Below are 19,442 nucleotides of genomic sequence, written 5' to 3' on the forward strand. Positions count from 1 at the left end.
CTAAGCTGACCTTATAATAAGCCCATCTACCGGATGAGTGCCGTGTGTAAGCTGAATTAAGAAATAAAGGAGCTATCGAATGCTGATTTTGACTCGTCGTGTTGGCGAAACACTGATGATTGGTGATGAAGTCACAGTTACAGTGCTAGGGGTAAAAGGCAATCAAGTGCGTATTGGTGTGAATGCACCAAAAGAGGTTTCTGTTCATCGCGAAGAAATCTACCAACGCATTCAATCTGAAAAATCAGGTACACCATCGGAAGGTGGTAACTTTTAGTACCTTGTTTTGGCAAGCGTACTACGGCAACAGAAGAGTCAGTTTTTTAACTGGCTTTTTTATTTTTTAGACCGAAAGATTGGCGTAAATCAATACATTGGCTTGATATAACAGCAATGTGATTAAAAACAGTTCAAATGGAATCTGTTTCGGAAAAAGGGTTTGACTTATTTTCGTCAAACAGTAATATGTGCGCCAAGAAAACGGAGAGGTGGCCGAGTGGCCGAAGGCGCTCCCCTGCTAAGGGAGTATGGGCTTTAACTCCCATCGAGGGTTCGAATCCCTCCTTCTCCGCCATTTCTTAAAGATAGAAAACAGTGCGCGTGTAGCTCAGCTGGATAGAGTACCTGGCTACGAACCAGGCGGTCGGAGGTTCGACTCCTTCCACGCGCACCATTTTTTATTAGTGTTTGATGTAAAAGTAAATTCAGATACAAGTCGCGCGTGTAGCTCAGCTGGATAGAGTACCTGGCTACGAACCAGGCGGTCGGAGGTTCGACTCCTTCCACGCGCACCATCTCTGCATTAGTTAATCTTTAACTCATCAGTTTTGAATTTCATAAGAAATTTTGTAGATAATTGCTTATAGCAAAGAGTTAAAATGCGCGTGTAGCTCAGCTGGATAGAGTACCTGGCTACGAACCAGGCGGTCGGAGGTTCGACTCCTTCCACGCGCACCAATTTAGATTAATATGATTTAAATCATATTAATGTTTTACCGTTTGACATGCGCGTGTAGCTCAGCTGGATAGAGTACCTGGCTACGAACCAGGCGGTCGGAGGTTCGACTCCTTCCACGCGCACCAATTTAAATTAATATGATTTAGGTCGTATTAGTGTTTTACCGTTTAACATGCGCGTGTAGCTCAGCTGGATAGAGTACCTGGCTACGAACCAGGCGGTCGGAGGTTCGACTCCTTCCACGCGCACCAATATAGTTAACAAGATACGTCTTGTTGATTTAAAGCGTTAAACGCGGAGAGGTGGCCGAGTGGCCGAAGGCGCTCCCCTGCTAAGGGAGTATGGGCTTTAACTCCCATCGAGGGTTCGAATCCCTCCTTCTCCGCCATTCTATTCTCTTAGTCGAGGGGAATAGAATAAAGTTGCGAGATAAAAGTGCTCATCCTAGACTCAATCTTGATTGGATCTTAGAAGTACAAAAACGAGTTTGCGCGTGTAGCTCAGCTGGATAGAGTACCTGGCTACGAACCAGGCGGTCGGAGGTTCGACTCCTTCCACGCGCACCATATAGATAAGCCCTGCAAGCAACTGCAGGGCTTTTTTATTTTTAGTCTGTAGTGGTTTAACTCATTATATTTTTACCCGCTTAGGTTTAACCTTAACTTTGCATCATCATCTTTTGCTTTACCTTAGCTATCTTCGGTGTCGCTATCTTTAGCCATTTCGTTTTAAACACTTCTCTTTCTTAGGTTCAACTCACTGAAGAATCTGCTTTTGCCTGTGTTGAGAGTCTATGACGACATTGGATACCCATGTCAGTCTCTCAGTGCTGTCTCTAGAGGTATTAGCTGTTCTTTAGTCTACATGTGTGGTGTTTACTTATGTCGGCAGTGATGGGCTACGTGTGAGCTCGTGAGCGATAGACCACGGGGAGTGATGAGGATGAATGGTGAGGTGGTTTCAATGCGGTGTAGTAAGTTAAAGGGCAGTGTTTAGAATTGACTCGGGTTAAAGGCGGCATCTGGCTCAAAAGCGTAGATTAAGGCTCATAGTTGCTCAAAGATTGCAGCGATATAGATACAAGAAGGGCAGCCAAGTGGCAGCCCTTCATTCAGTTAGAACTAATCATAACAAGTGAATCAGAGTAAATGAGAAGCTTAAGCTTCTAACTTAGCAAACTCAGATTTTTGTTCATTGAGTTTGTCCATATCTCGCTTGAGATCGGCCATCTTGGCGCGCTCTTTGTCGATAACGTCGGCAGGGGCTTTTGCCACGAAGCCTTGGTTCGACAATTTGCCTTCGATGCGAGCTATCTCTTGGCCGAGCTTTTCAAGCTGTTTGTCGATACGGGCCATTTCGGCGGCGACATCGATCAAGCCTGCCATAGGGATCAGCAGCTCCATTTCGCCAATCAAACCTGTGGTCGACATAGGCGCAGTTTCGCCATCGGCTAAAATGGTCATGCTTTCTAAGCGGGCAAGCGTAGTGAAGAAGGTTTGGTTTGCTTCTACACGGGCTTTATCCTGCGCGCTAACACCACGAAGTAGGGCATTTAGCGGTTTAGATGGGGCAATGTTCAGTTCGGCACGAATGTTACGCACCGCGACGATTACTTGCTTAACCCATTCTAAATCGGCCATTGCTGCGCTATCGACTTTAGCGGCATCAAATGTTGGGAACGGTGCCAGCATAATGGTATCACCAGCGACACCGGCTAACGGTTTAACGCGCTGCCAAATGGTTTCAGTGATATACGGCATCATAGGGTGCATCAGGCGTTGCATCGCTTCGAGCACTGTCACTAAGGTGTGACGGGTGCCGCGCATTTGCGTTTCACTGCCGTTTTGCAATACCGGTTTGGTTAACTCTAAGTACCAGTCACAGAACTGGTTCCAAGTGAACTCATACAGGGTATTGGCCGCTAAGTCGAAACGGTAGGCTGTCATGTGATCGTCAAAGGTCTTAACGGTTTGATTGAACAAGCCAATAATCCAGCGATCGGCCAACGACAGCTCCATCTCGCCGCCTTTGTGCTCTGGTGAGCCTGGGCCGCAATCTTGATCTTCTGTGTTCATCAGCACGTAGCGTGAGGCGTTCCATAACTTGTTACAGAAGCTACGGTAACCGTCTAAGCGATTCATATCCCAGTTGATGTCACGACCCGTTGATGCCATTGCCGCAAGCGTAAAGCGCAGTGCATCAGTGCCGTGGGCTTCTATACCGTCAGCAAACTCTTTGCGAGTGCTCTTTTCAATCTTGGCGGCCAGTTGTGGCTGCATCATATTACCGGTACGTTTTTCAACGAGATCTTCAAGGCCGATACCGTCGATCATGTCTAATGGATCGAGTACGTTGCCCTTTGATTTTGACATCTTGTTACCCGCTTCATCGCGGATAAGACCGGTTACGTAGACGGTTTTGAACGGGACTTGTGGTTTACCGTCTTCATCTTTGATGAAGTGCATGGTCATCATGATCATACGGGCAACCCAGAAGAAGATGATGTCAAAACCTGTCACCAACACGTCGGTTGGGTGGAAGGTTTTTAAATCTTCTAAATTGTCAGGCCAACCTAAGGTCGAGAAAGTCCACAGGGCTGAGCTGAACCAAGTGTCCAGTACGTCTTCGTCTTGGCGTAATGTCATTGAGTCGGCAATATTGTGCTTAGCACGTACCTCGGCTTCGTTGCGGCCGACATAGACTTTGCCGTTTTCGTCGTACCAAGCTGGGATACGGTGACCCCACCACAATTGACGTGAAATACACCAGTCTTGAATGTCACGCATCCACGAGAAGTACATGTTCTCGTATTGCTGCGGCACAAACTTGATGCTGCCATTTTCGACGGCTTCGATAGCGGTTTTCGCCATTGGCGCAACAGCCACATACCATTGGTCGGTCAGCATTGGCTCGATAACCACACCGGAGCGATCGCCGTAAGGCACTTTCAAGGCGTGAGGCGCGATTTTTTCGAGCAGACCTAAGGTGTCAAATTCAGCGACAATAGCATCGCGCGCTTTAAAACGGTCAAGTCCGGCAAAACGTTCAGGCAGGCTGCCATCGAGCGTTTTGTTGAAAGTACCGTCAGAGTTCACCACTTCGGCGCTTGCACGAATGGCGGCATCTAAGGTCAGTACGTTGAACATTGGGAGGTTGTGACGTTTACCGACTTCATAGTCGTTAAAGTCATGGGCAGGGGTGATCTTCACACACCCTGTACCAAAGGCCATGTCGACGTAATCGTCGGCCACGATAGGAATGCGGCGGTTAACAATCGGCAATAGAATAAACTTACCGACTAGCGCTTGATAGCGTTCATCATCGGGATGCACTGCAACTGCACTATCGCCGAGCATAGTTTCTGGACGCGTGGTAGCGACTTCTAAATAGTCTTTACCATCGGCCGTCAGTTCACCGTCGGCCAGTGGATAACGCAGATGCCACATGTGGCCCTGTTTTTCTTTGCTTTCCACTTCTAAATCAGAGATAGCTGTGTGCAGCTTTGGATCCCAGTTGACCAAACGCTTACCGCGATAAATCAACTCGTCTTCGTACAGACGTACAAACACTTCTTGCACGGCCTTAGATAAGCCTTCGTCCATAGTGAAACGCTCGCGGTCCCAATCAACAGAAGCGCCCATACGACGTAGCTGCTTAGTGATAGTGCCGCCCGATTGCGCTTTCCATTCCCACACTTTATCCATAAAGGCATCGCGACCTAGGTCATGGCGATTTTTGCCTTCTTCGGCTTCAAGCTTGCGCTCAACCAACATTTGGGTGGCGATACCCGCGTGGTCGGTACCGACTTGCCATAGGGTATTTTTGCCTTTCATCCGTTGATAACGGGTCAAGGTATCCATGATGGTGTCTTGGAAGGCGTGGCCCATGTGCAAGCTGCCCGTCACGTTAGGTGGCGGGATCATGATGCAATAATTGCCTTTGGATTCATCGCCGTGTGGCTTGAAGTAACCTTGCTCTTCCCAGTTTTGGTAAAGCGTTTGCTCGATGGACTGCGGATCGTATGTTTTTTCCATGGGAACGTGTCTGTCTCAAACTAATTAAGTGGATGTGTTGCTAAGTCTTGGGTCTGTAAATTGACCCCTAAGCCGCGATACTGTCGATAACGTTCGCGAGCGACCGCTTTATGCTGATCGTCATTGGCAACAAAATCGATAATGTGGCCAAAGTTTACCGCAAATGGGGGCGCTTGGTCTGCAAGATTAATCAGAACTTGGCGACTTTTGTTGGCGCCGAGGCGATCAAAACCAATTTCTACCGGCGATCCCGTCATCGGGCCTTCACCTTTGAGGTTATGAGGTACAAAGGCACTTGGCTCAAACTGCCATAAAAGTTCATCAATTGCATGGGCTTGCTGTTTATCTTGGCAATGGATATAGACCCATTGTTGCTTCACAAAAGCCTGCTGCGCCAGTTGGCATGCCAGAAGATGCATCTCGCAAAGTGCAGGGTTCGCATTCGCGGTTGCAACAGGTGAATCAGCCTTGGCTTTGGCAGGCGATGCTACTGGCGGCATAAGATAAAACAGCACTTGAGTCATGATTTCAATGCCTTGCTTCACTTGTTTTAGTGGCGAACGAAAGCAGCAGTTTACACTAAAAGTCAGTATGGGTTAATGCTTAGGGCAAACCTTACGGTGAGGTTTTATCTATCACTGTCTGGCGGGACTTAATGGGATGCTTTCAAACCGTTGGAGATGAAGAGGGTAGAACTATAACTCTTTGAAAAATGATTCTAAAACCATTAGTTGTTCAGTTTTTTTATTTTCTTAATTTATTCAGGAAATCGATTTTCTGATTAAATTAAGAAAATAAAAAAGGCGAAGATAAAAATCTTCGCCTTTCATTTATCGAGCCTTTAACACATTAAGGCCGGATAGTCGGTTATTCGCCGAGTTCAACGCCAGCACGATTGATCAGGAACTGAGTCAATAGTGGCACTGGACGACCCGTAGAACCTTTGTTAGCACCGCTATTCCAAGCTGTGCCTGCAACGTCTAAGTGAGCCCAGTTGTACTTTTTAGCAAAGCGCGAAAGGAAACATGCTGCTGTGATAGCTCCTGCAGGACGGCCACCTAAGTTGGTCATGTCAGCAAACGGGCTGTCGAGCATATCTTGATACTCATCCCACAATGGCATGCGCCATGCGCGGTCACCACTTTGCTCACCGGCACTTAATAGCTCGTGTGCCAGAGGGTTATGCGATGAGAACAGACCCGATGCGTGTTTACCAAGGGCAATCACACACGCGCCAGTCAGGGTTGCAGTATCGATAACCAATTCAGGATCGAAACGCTCAACATAGGTTAATACGTCACATAGGACTAGACGGCCTTCCGCATCGGTATTTAACACTTCAACGGTTTGACCTGACATAGTGGTCAGAATGTCACCTGGACGGTAAGCATTACCCGATGGCATGTTTTCACAGCCAGCCAGAATACCCACAACGTTGATAGGTAACTTCATATCACAGATGGCTTTCATTGTGCCGATAACACCCGCTGCGCCACCCATGTCGTACTTCATTTCGTCCATGGCTTCGCCAGGCTTCAATGAAATACCACCCGAGTCGAAGGTTAACCCTTTACCGACTAATACGATTGGTTTTTCTGTGCTATCGACAGCGCCCTTGTATTCCATCACAGTCATGATGGATTCATTGGCACTGGCGCGACCGACTGCAAGGTATGAGTTCATGCCCAGTTTGGCCATTTGCTCTTCACCAATAGTGGTGACATGCAGAGTGTCGTGTATTTCAGCCATTTGGCGAGCTTGTGAAGCTAAATAGGCTGGATTACAGATGTTCGGTGGCATGTTGGCTACATCGCGACATAAATGCATGCCAGCAGATACTGCCATACCATGCTCGATGGCGCGCTCACCTAAGGTTAATTCACGGCGAGTCGGGACATTGAACACTAATTTACGCAATGGACGGCGAGTTTCACCTTTGCGGGTCTTCAAGGCATCAAAGCTATAAAGACTGCTATTAGTGGTTTCAACCGCTTGACGTACTTTCCAATACGTATCGCGTCCTTTCACGTGCAGTTCAGTTAAGAAGCAAACCGCTTCCATTGAACCCGTTTCGTTAAGGGTGTTGATTGTTTTAGTGATGATTTGTTTGTATTGGCGTTCGTCTAATTCTCGTTCTTTGCCACAACCCACTAATAATACACGTTCACTCAATACGTTAGGAACATGGTGCAGCAATAACATCTGGCCAGGTTTACCTTCCAGATCGCCGCGACGCAGTAGGTTACTGATATAACCTTCGCTAATTTTATCTAATTGCTCCGCGATACCCGACAGACGACGGGGTTCATAAACACCGACCACGATACAGGCTGAGCGTTGTTTTTCGGGGCTACCGCTCTTTACGCTAAACTCCATGAGCACTCCTAGATTCTTAAAGACAAATTTTTATATTTATTGGATAATGTCTGCTTGTCCCGAAAAGGGCCTAAGTTATTACTCCAAAGGTGATTTATTCTCGGCGCTTGAGTCACGCATTTCGTGACGTTAAGTTTACCTAGAACCCCTGAAGCTGGTCAGAAAACTATCAAAAGTAAACAGTTTACATGAAAGTTAGTCTGTTACCAGCAAAAAGATAAGTTTAGAGACCGGATCCTGCCTGTGATTGTATTTAAATACCTTATTCGAGAAGTTTTAAAGGCACAAATTGCGGTACTTTTAGTGCTGTTAACTATTTTTATTAGCCAGCATTTCGTGCGTATACTGGCCGATGCCTCCGACGGCGATTTTCCCGCCTCTTTAATCATGACTCTGATTGGGCTTAACTTGCCTTATCTGGTGATCTTAGTGCTGCCGTTAAGTTTGTTCTTGGGGATTTTACTGGCCCACGGCCGTATGTATTCCGAAAATGAAATGGTCATTCTCCACGGTGTTGGGGTCAGTGAGTGGTATGTCACCCGCGTAACGCTGATCCTCGCCGTGATCAATATGCTGTTTACTGGCTATTTATCCCTTTATGTTGCTCCTTGGGCAGAAGAACAGCAAAACCAAGTGCTCGAAAAAGCCCAGTCCGAAGCAGGTCTTGCCGCCTTAATCCAAGGGCGTTTTCAGGCGAGTCCCAATGGTCGCGCGGTATTATTTGTTGAGCGTATTGGTAAAGATAACGAGTTAGATAAAGTGTTTGTAGCCCAGTTACCTGATCCTGATGATGAAACTGGCGTGACCAATGTCGTGGTGGCTAAAGGTGGACGAGTACAGGAAGATAGTTCAGGTGCTCAACAATTGAACTTGAATGACGGTGTGCGTTATCAAGGCAGCCCGAAGGCGAAGGACTACCAAATGATCGAATTTGGTGGTTATAAAATGCAAATTAAAGAGCAGCAAGTTGATGAGCGTCGCCGAAAGTTATCTGCACTGCCCGTTGATGAACTCGTTAAAATTGAAGGTGCTGAAGCTGCGGCTGAATTCCACTGGCGTCTTGCTATCCCGCTCGCGATTCCAATTATGACCCTGATTGCTGTGCCGTTGGCGCGGGTGAATGTGCGCCAAGGTAAGTTTGCTAAGATGTTCCCAGCAGTACTTTTGTACCTTGGCTATTTTGGGCTAATGGTCGCGGGACGTAAGGCATTGCAAGATGGGATTATTCCATTGTATTTAGGTATGTGGTGGATCCATGTTTCTGCGCTCTTGATGGGGTTATTCTTGCTCGGTAAAGATAGGCCTATTTTCAGTCGTATATCGTCCTTGTTTGCCAATAAGAAGGTGGCAGCATGAAGATATTAGACCTTTATATCGCCAGAATATTGTTAAGCACTTCAGCGCTTTGTTTGCTGGTGTTGACTGGTTTGTCGGGCATCATCAAATGGGTTGATCAGCTGCGTTTAGTTGGCCGTGGCACCTACAGCATGATGGATGCTGGCATCTATGTTTTATTTTTAGTGCCACGGGATATTGAAATGTTTTTCCCTATGGCCGTCTTGCTAGGCGCTTTGATTGGTATGGGAATGTTGGCATCAAATTCCGAACTTGTGGTGATGCAAGCTTCTGGCATGTCACGTTTACAGATCACTATGTCGGCGATGAAAACTGCTGTGCCTTTGATGTTATTGGTGATGGTTTTAGGGGAGTGGGGCGCACCGATTGCTGAGCAAAAAGCGAATGAGTTACAAGCTGTTAAACTCTCTGGTGGGAGTTTAATTAAGTCCCACCGTGGAATTTGGGCAAAGGATGGTGATTTGTTCGTTAATATTGGTGAAGTTGAAAACATCAATAAACTCAGCAATATCACGCTTTATAAATTCAATAGCGAACTTAAGCTCACCAACGTAGTTCACGCAGACCGAGCGGTATTTTCCCAAGATCGCTGGCGTTTATTTGACGTTAAACGTACTGATTTAAGCTATGAAAAAGTCGTGCTTGAGTATCTTGAAGAAGACCAATGGCAGTCGAGTTTAACGCCAGATAAGCTCAGTGTGGTTTCGATTAAACCCGAGGCGTTATCTATACGTGGTCTGGTCGGTTATCTTGATTACCTTAAAACTAACAGTCAAGATCCCAGCCGTTATGAGCTTGCTTTATGGCGCAAGGTGATGCAACCCGTGACGGTCGCAGTGATGATGTTAGTGGCACTGTCGTTTGTATTTGGTCCGCTGCGGACTGTGACTATGGGTGCGCGCGTATTACTTGGGGTCGTAGCAGGTTTTAGCTTTTATATCAGTAATGAGATTTTTGGCCCCATGAGTATAGTGTATGAGCTACCTGCTTATGTGGGGGCTGTTGCGCCAAGCTTGTTGTTTACTGGCGTTGCCTTCTACTTTATCCGGCGATGATACGCAGCTTATTACTCCTTACTCCGGATTCCGTCAATTAAGAATAGTCCATAAAAATAGCCCATAAAAAACGACGCTTTTGCGTCGTTTTTTGTATTTCGGATTTACTTAAGAATAAACTTATGCCCCATGCCAGTTACGCATTTGATTGGCTTCTTTAGACAGCACGACCACTTCTGAGCGAGTCATCATATCCTGCAGTGCGCGCTTATCATCATTGATTAAAATCCATAAATTGCCAATACCGAGCAGTGACCAAATGATGCGAGCGTAGGCAGTGATCAGACTTAAGTTTTGGCCATTAGGATGTTGAATTTTAAGCCGCCAAGCGCGCATCCCTAAGGTTTGACCGCCCTTACTCCAGAATAATGCGTAGAAAGTGCCGACACACAAGGCAAGCCAGAGTTGATAAATTCCCTGATAAACTGGCGTGCCATTGAGTGCATCTGAGACATGCTCAAAGCCATTCATGCGAGCCAGTCCTGAAGCGGTGAGGCCGTAGAAAATCCCAAAGCCGATTGCGCCAGCAACCATATAGACGGCCACGGCTAACATCGAATCGTAAATTGCAGCGCCTAGACGGCGGAAGAATCCTGCGCGGGGGAAATTAGCATGTTCGGTATTGAGCATTACAGTGTCCTGTTATTGAAGTGCTTAAAGCTAATACAAAAAACAATTAATACACTAGCCTAGGCTTCAGGTTCTTCATCTCTGACAAAGTGGATATTGCTAAAACCAAAGCGGACAAACTCTACTTTCCTGAATTCTTTTTCAGCCTTAGCACCTTTACGAGATGTCATGGCGACTTGTTGTTCCATAGCCAAAAATTTGGTCAGATCTATGCCTTCGGCTTCGGCCACAGCTTCATATAAATCATGGTGTTTGTCGTAGCTAAAGGCGATAGTTTTAGTCTTACCTTTGAAGGTATAAGTGACTTGACGGGCCATGGGGGGGAGCTCTCCTGAAATAAGTCTGAAATTAATTAAATTCACTTCTAAAAATAAAATACACAGCACCTAAGATGCACAGTCCTGCCCACAGATAATCGAGCTTCAATGGTTCTTTCATATAGAAATAGGCAAAGGGGACAAACAAACTTAAGGTGATGACTTCTTGTAAAATTTTTAACTGGCCGACATTCATTACTGTGTAGCCGATACGGTTAGCAGGCACTTGCAGCAAGTATTCAAATAGGGCGATACCCCAGCTCACTAAGGCCGCAATAATCCAAGGTTTTGAGCCTAGCGTTTTCAAATGCCCGTACCAAGCAAAGGTCATAAAAATATTACTTAAGCAAAGCAAACCGATAGTGGTTAGGGTTGGATTCATTTTTCATCTCTATGATTAAATTTATAAATCATATACATAGCATCGTCAGTATAGCTGCCAAGACATTTATCGATTGCCTTAGGTTTAAAACCCATTTTAAGCCAATAGCTGTCGGCACCTTGTACGGCTACGAGTGATAAGGAATTGAGATTATAGCGATCAGCCAGTAGTGTTAGGCGGGTCAGCGCTTTAGCACCGGCGCCTAAACCTTGGGCTTTGGCTGAAATTGCAATATCGTGTAGGTATAAGGTATCAGCCTTGGGTAAATGGGTGATGGGCTGATATAGCGCGGGCGGCATATTGGCGGTCCATGGGTGAGCCAAGCAATAACCGACAACCGATTTATCCACTTCGAACACAAAACAGGACTGAGGTGATACCTGCCATTTACTTTGCAGTACGTGCAATGGCTCAGGATCCAATTGTGAGTAACACTCGTCTTGGATCGCTAAAATGGCATCCCAATCCTCTGGGGTGATTGCACGCAGTAACATGGCCGACATTTATCCTGTTTCAAGAGTTCTGTTGAAGGAACTCCGTGGAAAGAGTCCTGATTCAAATAAGCTCGGCATTATAACCTCAAGCAGCGTTAAAATGCAGGCTCCAGCGGCAATATAAAGCGCTTTAAAACCCGTATAAACTGAGCTTTCAGCGCTTGTATACCCAAACAACCTGAAGATACAGGATTCAGCGGGGTATTTAACGCACTTTAGGCAAGGCGGTTATTTGCTGACCTAGCGGGCTAAGTTAAAAGTAACCAACGCAGCATAAAGTGCGTTAAAACCCGCCGGGACGGAGCGCCTAGGGCACTTCACTTCCGTGTTGCATCAATTCAAAAGGTGGCCGACATTCTGTCATTGATGCGCCTTGAATTGATGCACCCAAGGCGCTCTGAAACTCGACTCTTCAGGTAGCTTGGGTATAAGCATTAGCAGCGGTTAAATGCCCAGATATCGTTGGCGCAGGTGACGCTCAAGATATTGACCATTTAGGGTTTCGCCCGTTGCTTGGCGGATCAGTTCATCGGTTGTGAGCAAAGATCCCTTAGACCAAATGTGTTCACTCAGCCATTGGAATACCGAGTTCAACTTGCCTGCATCGATCAGGGTTTCAATTGGTCCTAAGGCTTTTTCCATCGCAAAACGGCATTGGGCGGCATACATGGCGCCTAAGGTATAGCTGGGAAAATACCCTAGTTCACCAACGGCCCAATAGATATCCTGCATGCAACCGTCTTGGTAGTTGCCATCGGTATTAATCCCCAGCAGTTGTTGCATCTGCGTCGACCAAAAATCAGGTAAATCATCTACGGTTAAGCTGCCGTCGATAAAGGCTTTTTCTGCCTCAAAGCGCAGTAAAATGTGGCAAGGATAGGTGACTTCATCAGCATCTACACGGATAAGTCCGGGCGCTACGCGGGTGTAATGCTGTGCTAATTCTTGGGCGCTAAAATGACAATGAAGATGTTGCGCAATTTTAGGCTGCAATTGGCGTAAAAATGCCGGATTTGCCCCTAGTTGCATTTCGCAGAATAGACTCTGGTTCTCGTGGATACCCATAGAACGCGCCAGTCCTGCAGGTTGTCCGCGCCACGCTTGAGGTAAACCTTGCTCGTATCTGGCATGGCCTGTTTCATGAACTATGCCCATGATTGCACTACTGAAATCAGCCTCATTGTAGCGAGTCGTTATCCGCACATCGCTTGGCACGCCGCCACAAAATGGATGGCTGCTGATATCCAGCCTGCCGTGATTAAAGTCAAACCCCAGAAAATCCATTACGTCTCGGCCTAGGGCTTGCTGCGCGCTAACATCGAAGGGACCATTTAGCGTTAACTTAGGCTCGTTTGCCTGTTTAGCCAGCACTTCTTGGATGAGTGTCGGTAGCCAATTTTTCAGTCCGCCAAAGGTTTGCTCCAGCTTTGCCGAGGTCATTCCCGGTTCAAATTTATTGAGCAGGGCATCATAGGGGGAAATATTCTGGGCTTCGCCGCGGATCTGCGCTTCTTCCTTAGCAAGTGCAATTACCGCTTTGAGGTTTGGTTTAAAGCCTTGCCAGTCATTATTTTTACGTTGTTCACGCCACGCATTCTCACATTGATAGGCCATTTTAGTTTTGGCTTGCACGAGATCGCCGGGCACTAAATTTGCCTGTTGATATTGGTACTGCATTTCCCGCAGGTTAGCTTGTTGTTCCGTTGTGAGAGATTCGTCCGTCGCGCTGTGTAAGTGTTCGGCTAAGACGGTTGAGGTTTTGAGTGTGTGGATATGTCGCGCCAGTTCAGCCATTGCATCGCCGCGATCGCTATTACCGCCCATAGGCATCATGGCTGCTTGATCCCAGTCACCAAGAGCGCTGAAATGTTCAAAGTGAGAAATTTTTTGAAAATGTGCTGTCAGTTTATCGTAACTTGGTGTTGGTACTTTGCTCTTGGGTGAGTCCATGGAATTTCCCTTCTGGCGCATCAAATCCTGCGCGAATAAATAACAATAACAGGATGATAATACAATGACGTCAACAGTATACTCAAACAACCTGAAGATGCAGGATCCTGTGGACTGACCTTAACGCTATAGTAACGCACTTGAGGCAATGCCATTTATTGCTCCTGAATAAATGGCATCCACGCTATGTATGTCGATTGCGGCTATTTGCAGCGCTAGCGCGCTAAGCTAAAAGGGGCGTTGAAGTGTTAAAGTAGTTTTCGATAGGGTACTAGCAGCGAAGATGGCCATGCTATTTGGGTGCAGCAGAGTAATAGTCAAATCTGTTTTAGGGACAATTTTTAGTTTGGAAATTGTGCTTGCCTTGCTATTCTGTTGTGGTTAAGTCGATAATTACAGTGAAATAAATGGAATGCTGTATTGTTCAAGGAGATGACTATGTGGGCGTTTTTAGTTGAACAGCCTAATTTACCTTACACCATAGCTTTTGCTTGTGTACTGGCCCTTGGTGTGTTTGAAGTCTTCGCATTATTCATAGGTTTAAGCATGTTAAGTGCGTTAGACCAATGGGTGCCTGCTGATGTGGAATATGATGCTGATGTGGGCGCGGGTGGACTCACGGGCATTGCTGGTTGGCTGTGTCTAAATAGACTCCCATTACTTATTTGGTTTGTGCTTGCGCTGACCAGTTTTGCGATTGCGGGTTATATCGTCAATTTTATCAGTGTTAGTGTTGCCGGTTTTTTACTGCCGCAACTGTTCACTTTACCCATTGCTATTGTCGCTAGTGCATTTTCTTGCCGTTATTTTGGCCGAGTACTTGCTGATCATTTACCTAAAAATGAATCGAGTGCGATCTCGCTAGATGATCTTAGCGGTTATGTCGGCACTATCACCTTAGGTTGCGCAATTAAAGGCATGCCCTCTGAAGCTGTCGTTCGCGATAAACATCAACAAAAACATTACGTTTTAGTCGAGCCCGAAACTTCGGATATCGAGTTTGCCTCAGGCACTCAAGTCGTGCTGCTTAAGCGAGAAGGCCGAGTCTGGTCTGCTACGCGTTTTGATAATTAATCTTCCCAAGCTATAAATCAATTGAAAGGAAATCAAATGGATGTGTTAACAAACGTAGGTTCATCCGGTAGTTTTATTTTGCTCGTTGCGGGTATGGTGCTACTCGGCCTCATTGTGATCGGGTTAATTTTCGCTAAGTTATATAAACGTGCAACCAAAGAAATGGCCTTTGTGCGTACCGGCTTTGGTGGTGAGAAAATCATTAAAGATGGCGGCGCTATTGTGTTGCCTGTATTACATGAAACCATCTCGGTAAACATGAACACTTTGCGTATCGAAGTGGAGAAAACCCAGAAAGATGCGCTGATCACTAAGGACAGAATGCGTGTCGATGTGAAGGCCGATTTCTACTTGCGTGTCGCCCCACATTCCGATGGTATTTCAATGGCAGCGCAAACCTTAGGCACGCGTACAAACCGCGTTGAAGAGCTTAAAAAGCTGATGGAGTCTAAGTTTGTTGACGTGCTGCGTGCCGTGGCCGCCGAAATGACCATGACAGAAATGCATGAGCAGCGTGCCGATTTTGTGCAACGGGTGCAAAATAACGTCGCCAACGATCTCGAGAAAAACGGTCTCGAACTCGAATCGGTTTCATTAACGGGTTTCGATCAAACTGATTTGCAGTTTTTTAATGAAAACAACGCATTTGACGCCGAAGGTCGTGCGCGTCTGGCGAAGATTATTGAAGAGAAACGCAAAGAAACCAACGATATTCAGCAGGAAAACCGCATTAAGATCGAGCAGCGTAACCTTGAAGCTGAAAAGGAATCCCTAGAGATTGAAAAGTCGGAAGAAGAAGCGCGCTTGATCCAGCAACAGTCACTCGAATTTAAACGCGCCGATCAAAAAGCGGAGATTATTAAGCAGAAAGAAAACAAGGCCCGTGAAGAACGCGAAGCCGAGATTGCTAAAGAGCGCGCCATTGAAACCGCTGAAATCGAAAAGACCAAAGATATCGAAACCCGTGAGATTGAAAAGTATAAGTCGATTGAGCAATCGCGCATTCAACAGCAAAGGGATATCGAAGTTTCTGAGCAGGAAAAACGCATTGCGGTTGCGGCCAAATCTGAAGAAGAATCAGCAGCTCGTGCCCGTGCAGCTGAAGCCGAAAAACTGAAAGTTGAAAAAGAAGAAGCGGTAATCACAGCGCGCCAAGTGGCAGAAGCTAATCGTCGCAAAGAGATTGAAGTGATTGATGCCCGTAAGGAAGCTGAGCGTGATGCAGTCGGCGTAACAGTGCAGGCCGAAGCTGAGAAACGTGCCGCTGAAGACAGATCGAGTGCGATTCTGATTGAAGCGCGCGCCAGTGCCGATGCGAAAAAACTGCAGGCTGAAGCGGATGAAAAAGTCTATGCCGTTGAAGCTGCAGGTAAACAAGCACTTTATGAAGCAGAAAACGTCTTGAGTGATGAGCAGATCGCCCTGCAAAAATCCCTCGCCATTTTGAAGGCCTTGCCTGAAATTGTGGCCCAAGCCGTTAAGCCGTTAGAAAACATCGAAGGTATTAAGATTCTTCAAGGTTATGGTGCAGGTCATCAATTTGCTGTGGGTGGCGAAGGTGCTCACCATCAAGGTGGCATCGCAGAGCAAGTGACCAGTGCAGCGTTAAACTATCGCGCCAATGCGCCTGTTATCGATGCCATGCTCAGGGAGTTAGGGTTAGTGAATGGCGACTCTGGAACCTTGAATGATTTATTGAACGGTAATAACACCTTAACCGCCGAAGCCTTAAGTGGTGTGACCTTGTCGAACTCTAGACCTAAGGACTATAGCCAAACGCAGGTAGTAGAGAGCCAAAGTGTGCTCAAGCCTTAATCTCAACGACATTAAACTAAGTCAAATCAAGTAAAGCACTCGCCGTTGCTCTTTTGAGCCTTGTGCGGACAAAAGATTGATCAATAGGACGAATGAAATAAAACCGCTCACCATTATGGTGAGCGGTTTTTTTTGGCATTAAATCAAATCTAACGGCTTATTTGTGTACCTTATCGACCCCCGATGAGCGACCTTCGGCATGACAGGTTGCGCATGACTCCTGTCCTGATTGGTAAATTCGACCACCGCTGGCATCGCTTTGGTAAACCCCGCCAAAGCTACGTGCATGGACGACTAAACTATCGATAAGCGTGTGACATGCCGTGCAGGTTGCTAAGGTTGGTGAGTACTCGGCAATTTGCCCTATGTTGGCTGCATCGGGTGTCGCAACTAACAGGGATTGCTGTGCATTTAGCCCCTCGAGACTGAGCTGTCCTGTGCTATGACAAACACTACAGTTATTTTTTGCATTAGGGTAAGTGAGTTCGGGACGTGGGTTGTCAAAACCCACTACAGTGCGGGTTCCCGCATGCAGTGAATGCACCATTTCCCTGTAGCTCAAAGTATTGTTGATGGTGCGATAGGGCTTGATTTGGCTGGCCCCAGGAGTATGCATCACATTGGCATTGAGATAAATAATTGCATCATTACTGTGGCAACTTTGACATTGCCCATCGGTCAGTGCGGTTGCTGTTTGCGGTGCATGACAGGTGCCACAGCTGCTATTGGGTTCAAAAATTCCTTTCATTTGATGCGCCGACAAAACTCTATCTTCTAATCCTTGATCATGACATTGGCGACAGGCCTGTTCATCGACCTTAGCTTTTGCCGTAACAGCTTGACCTTCAAGGCTTAGCGAATTAATGGCACTGAGACTCACCTCTTGATTTGCGATATTACAGTTAACGGCAAAGCCGGTATTTTCATCGGCACAGAGCACTAGTTTACTGTAGAGTTTTGACTGACTCAGATCGCCAAAATCGGCAGCCGACAGGTTAGATATAGTGACGGTTAGCTGATTGGGTGCGGTAATTTTTAAGGCGACGTCGCTCGTGTTTGCTAATAAATCCCACACTTTACGCTGGCCGTTATTGATTGGCATGTTCGCGCTATTTGTTTCACCTGTGGCAATCAACCAGAAGGATTTTATCATAGGTTGACTGGCGGGCAGTTGCTCCATTTGCTGCACTTGCAATGTCACTGCAAGGGTCTTAGCTTCAACGCTTAGCTGCGAACTCAGTAACTTAACTTGGTAATCGCTCACCAGCTTAGTGGCTGTTTTCACAGCGGCATTGTGGAAAAGCCCGACACCTTCAGGATTAGTGCTATCAGGGTGGCAGCCGCTACAGCCCAGTGCCCATGGGTTGGCAAAAATTTCCCTGTTGTGGAATAAACCCGCTACAGTACCATTCCAATCTGCGGGGATTTGCGCTTTGTGACAGTCAAGACACGCGGTTTTACTGGGGATATTACTATTGCCACTTTGCGCCGTTGCGCCGGGAATATGGCATTGCTGACATTGGGTCATATCACCGGGAAAGGTCACATTGGCGTAGTCATATAGCTGCCCCTTGTAACCTACAATTTGATATTTGGCTTGGTGGATCTGGTGTGTCAATGTCGCCATATCAAGGCTATTACCCGTTTCAGGATCGCCAGAGTAAGTCGTGTGACAGACAACGCAGCCCTCAAAGGCAAAACGTTTATTGCCGTGCATCAAAAGGCGAGTATCGGTATTGGCTAAGTCTGGGTTATGGCATCGAAAACAGGCTTGTTCCGGCGCGATCACTTTACGGCCCATATCCGCCGCGACGGTCTGTCCTGTGGCGGGCACAAAATCGTACACGCTGTTGATTAACTGAGTGTCGATTGGGCTGTTTGCTAACGGTTTTAACTCTAGGTAAATCCTGTGGGTGAGCTCAGGCGAGTACTGGGTATCTATCCCCGTAAATTGTGAGTAACCCGTGAGTGGTTTACTCAAAGTGTAACGGTATTGGCCCGCGCCTAAGGAGGTTAGACAAGCCGTTTTACAGTTGCTTTCAATGCCTGCTTGCCACTGAGTCTGTGCATTTGCTTGGGCATTTGCGGCAGGTTCTACTTGATTATTGATGTAACTGGTCCATTGCAACGCAGCATCTGTCGCGCTTGCTGCGGAGTTAGTGACTTCTGTGCCAGTTGTTGCCATAGCATTCGCCGCGGCTTGGGTGATTTGATAGTGCTCCTGCGGCGGTGCTAATTTGGCAATACCGACACCTAAGGTATCTAGCTCCTTCAGGTTTTCTAGCCCTGTGACCGCAATACCATTGGCATTGCTGAGGAAGAAATCGACCTGTACATGGGTTTGCGCATCGATAACCACATTTTCTATTGTCGCTTTGAGTGTATCCGCTTGTTCAATGCTGATACTCACAATCCCTGGTGGACCTTCTTTCCCATCGTCACCATCGGAACAGGCTGTCATCAGACAGACTGCGACTGCCATTGGCGTAAAGATTTTCCATTGAGAACGGGTATTCGTTTTCATCATTTTCCATTCCTTTTTAATTAGATTCTGTCGGGACTCTAATCGGAATGTATGCGGTATAGATATTAGCTTAGTTATGAGTCGAGTTGCACTTAATTAACCAAATTTAAAAGTTATTTGTTAATTATATTAAGGTAATTTGAAGTGAGGCATTATTTAAATTTGCTAGATGTTGAATTGTTAATTCTTGAAAACGTTACTCTGATGCATGTCGTGTAACTTGATCTAATAATCAGGGCAAGATCACGAACATTTAACGCGCACTTTAACATAACTGATTGACCGCGATCTTCCGTTGTGATCAGATACTGGCTTTTACGCGGAGCCAGTTTATGAACATCGATATTTTTGCAGAGCACTTTTCAGAATTAGAAGACCCAAGGCAAGCATCTAAGGTCGTTTATCCCTTGTTTGACGTGGTGTTTTTAACGCTGTGTGCAGTTATCGCAGGCTGTGAGGGCTGGGAAGATATTGAAG

At 46.5% G+C, this 19,442-nt stretch carries 15 protein-coding genes and 8 tRNA genes; 14 read left to right on the plus strand and 9 right to left on the minus strand.

All coding sequences use genetic code 11. The features are described 5' to 3' along the window. Nucleotides 1–79: 79 nt before the first annotated feature. The 9 genes from csrA to L5M18_RS00925 all read left to right on the plus strand — a co-directional run bounded on the left by csrA (nucleotide 80) and on the right by L5M18_RS00925 (nucleotide 1,524). The gene (gene csrA / locus L5M18_RS00885) at nucleotides 80–277 is read left to right on the plus strand and encodes a carbon storage regulator CsrA (RefSeq protein WP_006082602.1); all 198 of its coding nucleotides are present in this window, start codon (nucleotides 80–82) and stop codon (nucleotides 275–277) included. 205 nt (nucleotides 278–482) lie between these two features. Beyond that, nucleotides 483–574 (plus strand) — tRNA-Ser (locus tag L5M18_RS00890). A gap of 22 nt (nucleotides 575–596) precedes the next feature. Beyond that, a tRNA-Arg gene (locus L5M18_RS00895) sits at nucleotides 597–673 on the plus strand. Between the two features lie 44 nt (nucleotides 674–717). Further along, nucleotides 718–794, plus strand: a tRNA-Arg gene (locus L5M18_RS00900). A gap of 86 nt (nucleotides 795–880) precedes the next feature. Continuing rightward, nucleotides 881–957: transfer RNA gene (locus L5M18_RS00905), tRNA-Arg, on the plus strand. A gap of 49 nt (nucleotides 958–1,006) precedes the next feature. Beyond that, nucleotides 1,007–1,083 (plus strand) — tRNA-Arg (locus tag L5M18_RS00910). Nucleotides 1,084–1,132: 49 nt separating this feature from the next. Then, nucleotides 1,133–1,209: transfer RNA gene (locus L5M18_RS00915), tRNA-Arg, on the plus strand. A 45-nt stretch (nucleotides 1,210–1,254) separates the two neighbouring features. Then, nucleotides 1,255–1,346 (plus strand) — tRNA-Ser (locus L5M18_RS00920). A gap of 101 nt (nucleotides 1,347–1,447) precedes the next feature. Continuing rightward, nucleotides 1,448–1,524: transfer RNA gene (locus L5M18_RS00925), tRNA-Arg, on the plus strand. Nucleotides 1,525–2,115: 591 nt separating this feature from the next. On the opposite strand, the gene L5M18_RS00930 is transcribed toward L5M18_RS00925, so the two are convergent. The 3 genes from L5M18_RS00930 to pepA form a co-directional block, all read right to left on the minus strand. Further along, nucleotides 2,116–4,992, minus strand: a complete 2,877-nt coding sequence (locus L5M18_RS00930) for a valine--tRNA ligase (protein ID WP_263195721.1) — start codon at nucleotides 4,990–4,992, stop codon at nucleotides 2,116–2,118. Nucleotides 4,993–5,012: 20 nt separating this feature from the next. After that, complete coding sequence (locus L5M18_RS00935) at nucleotides 5,013–5,516, minus strand: DNA polymerase III subunit chi (protein ID WP_105251817.1); 504 nt, start codon at nucleotides 5,514–5,516, stop codon at nucleotides 5,013–5,015. A gap of 343 nt (nucleotides 5,517–5,859) precedes the next feature. Then, nucleotides 5,860–7,368, minus strand: a complete 1,509-nt coding sequence (gene pepA / locus L5M18_RS00940; protein WP_006082597.1) for a leucyl aminopeptidase — start codon at nucleotides 7,366–7,368, stop codon at nucleotides 5,860–5,862. 243 nt (nucleotides 7,369–7,611) lie between these two features. On the opposite strand from pepA, the gene lptF reads away from it, so the two are divergent. Then, nucleotides 7,612–8,724 (plus strand): LPS export ABC transporter permease LptF, encoded by a 1,113-nt coding sequence (gene lptF, locus L5M18_RS00945; RefSeq protein ID WP_113939369.1) that lies wholly within the window; start codon nucleotides 7,612–7,614, stop codon nucleotides 8,722–8,724. Then, on the plus strand, nucleotides 8,721–9,779 hold the full coding sequence (gene lptG, locus L5M18_RS00950; RefSeq protein ID WP_105251819.1) for an LPS export ABC transporter permease LptG: 1,059 nt from the start codon (nucleotides 8,721–8,723) through the stop codon (nucleotides 9,777–9,779). Before lptF ends, lptG begins: the two co-directional genes overlap by 4 nt. 120 nt (nucleotides 9,780–9,899) lie before the next feature. Here lptG and L5M18_RS00955 read toward each other — a convergent pair whose 3' ends face one another. From L5M18_RS00955 to L5M18_RS00975, 5 genes are all read right to left on the minus strand, one after another. Further along, nucleotides 9,900–10,409, minus strand: a complete 510-nt coding sequence (locus L5M18_RS00955) for an RDD family protein (protein ID WP_263195722.1) — start codon at nucleotides 10,407–10,409, stop codon at nucleotides 9,900–9,902. Nucleotides 10,410–10,468: 59 nt separating this feature from the next. Continuing rightward, nucleotides 10,469–10,726 carry a DUF2960 domain-containing protein gene (locus L5M18_RS00960; RefSeq protein WP_113939371.1) on the minus strand — a complete coding sequence of 86 codons (258 nt, stop codon included), beginning with the start codon at nucleotides 10,724–10,726 and terminating at the stop codon, nucleotides 10,469–10,471. Between the two features lie 31 nt (nucleotides 10,727–10,757). Further along, on the minus strand, nucleotides 10,758–11,108 hold the full coding sequence (locus tag L5M18_RS00965) for a DMT family protein (protein ID WP_006082592.1): 351 nt from the start codon (nucleotides 11,106–11,108) through the stop codon (nucleotides 10,758–10,760). Continuing rightward, entirely contained in the window at nucleotides 11,105–11,602 is a 498-nt protein-coding gene (locus tag L5M18_RS00970; RefSeq protein ID WP_113939489.1) for a GNAT family N-acetyltransferase, read from the minus strand. Before L5M18_RS00970 ends, L5M18_RS00965 begins: the two co-directional genes overlap by 4 nt. Nucleotides 11,603–12,046: 444 nt before the next feature. Then, on the minus strand, nucleotides 12,047–13,552 hold the full coding sequence (locus tag L5M18_RS00975) for a carboxypeptidase M32 (RefSeq protein WP_263195723.1): 1,506 nt from the start codon (nucleotides 13,550–13,552) through the stop codon (nucleotides 12,047–12,049). A gap of 438 nt (nucleotides 13,553–13,990) precedes the next feature. On the opposite strand from L5M18_RS00975, the gene L5M18_RS00980 reads away from it, so the two are divergent. Both L5M18_RS00980 and L5M18_RS00985 read left to right on the plus strand, forming a co-directional pair. Further along, on the plus strand, nucleotides 13,991–14,626 hold the full coding sequence (locus L5M18_RS00980) for a YqiJ family protein (RefSeq protein ID WP_131523602.1): 636 nt from the start codon (nucleotides 13,991–13,993) through the stop codon (nucleotides 14,624–14,626). Between the two features lie 36 nt (nucleotides 14,627–14,662). Beyond that, nucleotides 14,663–16,441 carry a flotillin family protein gene (locus L5M18_RS00985; protein ID WP_263195724.1) on the plus strand — a complete coding sequence of 593 codons (1,779 nt, stop codon included), beginning with the start codon at nucleotides 14,663–14,665 and terminating at the stop codon, nucleotides 16,439–16,441. A 157-nt stretch (nucleotides 16,442–16,598) separates the two neighbouring features. Here the strand turns inward: L5M18_RS00985 and L5M18_RS00990 are convergent, their stop codons facing one another. Further along, the gene (locus L5M18_RS00990) at nucleotides 16,599–18,968 is read right to left on the minus strand and encodes an OmcA/MtrC family decaheme c-type cytochrome (protein WP_263195725.1); all 2,370 of its coding nucleotides are present in this window, start codon (nucleotides 18,966–18,968) and stop codon (nucleotides 16,599–16,601) included. Between the two features lie 329 nt (nucleotides 18,969–19,297). Between L5M18_RS00990 and L5M18_RS00995 the strand changes: the two genes are divergently transcribed. Then, nucleotides 19,298–19,442: transposase family protein (locus tag L5M18_RS00995; protein WP_263195732.1), on the plus strand; the 145-nt coding region annotated here is incomplete at its 3' end.

Origin of the sequence: Shewanella sp. SM20 (genome assembly GCF_025654545.1) — a bacterium.
Taxonomy (GTDB): Bacteria; Pseudomonadota; Gammaproteobacteria; order Enterobacterales; family Shewanellaceae; genus Shewanella; species Shewanella oncorhynchi.

Bases quoted from the DNA above. Each gene is read 5' to 3' on its own strand.
- csrA (WP_006082602.1), top strand. From the start codon at position 80: ATGCTGATTTTGACTCGTCGTGTTGGCGAAACACTGATGATTGGTGAT.
- L5M18_RS00930 (WP_263195721.1), bottom strand. From the start codon at position 4,992: ATGGAAAAAACATACGATCCGCAGTCCATCGAGCAAACGCTTTACCAA.
- L5M18_RS00935 (WP_105251817.1), bottom strand. From the start codon at position 5,516: ATGACTCAAGTGCTGTTTTATCTTATGCCGCCAGTAGCATCGCCTGCC.
- pepA (WP_006082597.1), bottom strand. From the start codon at position 7,368: ATGGAGTTTAGCGTAAAGAGCGGTAGCCCCGAAAAACAACGCTCAGCC.
- lptG (WP_105251819.1), top strand. From the start codon at position 8,721: ATGAAGATATTAGACCTTTATATCGCCAGAATATTGTTAAGCACTTCA.
- L5M18_RS00955 (WP_263195722.1), bottom strand. From the start codon at position 10,409: ATGCTCAATACCGAACATGCTAATTTCCCCCGCGCAGGATTCTTCCGC.
- L5M18_RS00960 (WP_113939371.1), bottom strand. From the start codon at position 10,726: ATGGCCCGTCAAGTCACTTATACCTTCAAAGGTAAGACTAAAACTATC.
- L5M18_RS00965 (WP_006082592.1), bottom strand. From the start codon at position 11,108: ATGAATCCAACCCTAACCACTATCGGTTTGCTTTGCTTAAGTAATATT.
- L5M18_RS00970 (WP_113939489.1), bottom strand. From the start codon at position 11,602: ATGTTACTGCGTGCAATCACCCCAGAGGATTGGGATGCCATTTTAGCG.
- L5M18_RS00975 (WP_263195723.1), bottom strand. From the start codon at position 13,552: ATGGACTCACCCAAGAGCAAAGTACCAACACCAAGTTACGATAAACTG.
- L5M18_RS00980 (WP_131523602.1), top strand. From the start codon at position 13,991: ATGTGGGCGTTTTTAGTTGAACAGCCTAATTTACCTTACACCATAGCT.
- L5M18_RS00985 (WP_263195724.1), top strand. From the start codon at position 14,663: ATGGATGTGTTAACAAACGTAGGTTCATCCGGTAGTTTTATTTTGCTC.
- L5M18_RS00990 (WP_263195725.1), bottom strand. From the start codon at position 18,968: ATGATGAAAACGAATACCCGTTCTCAATGGAAAATCTTTACGCCAATG.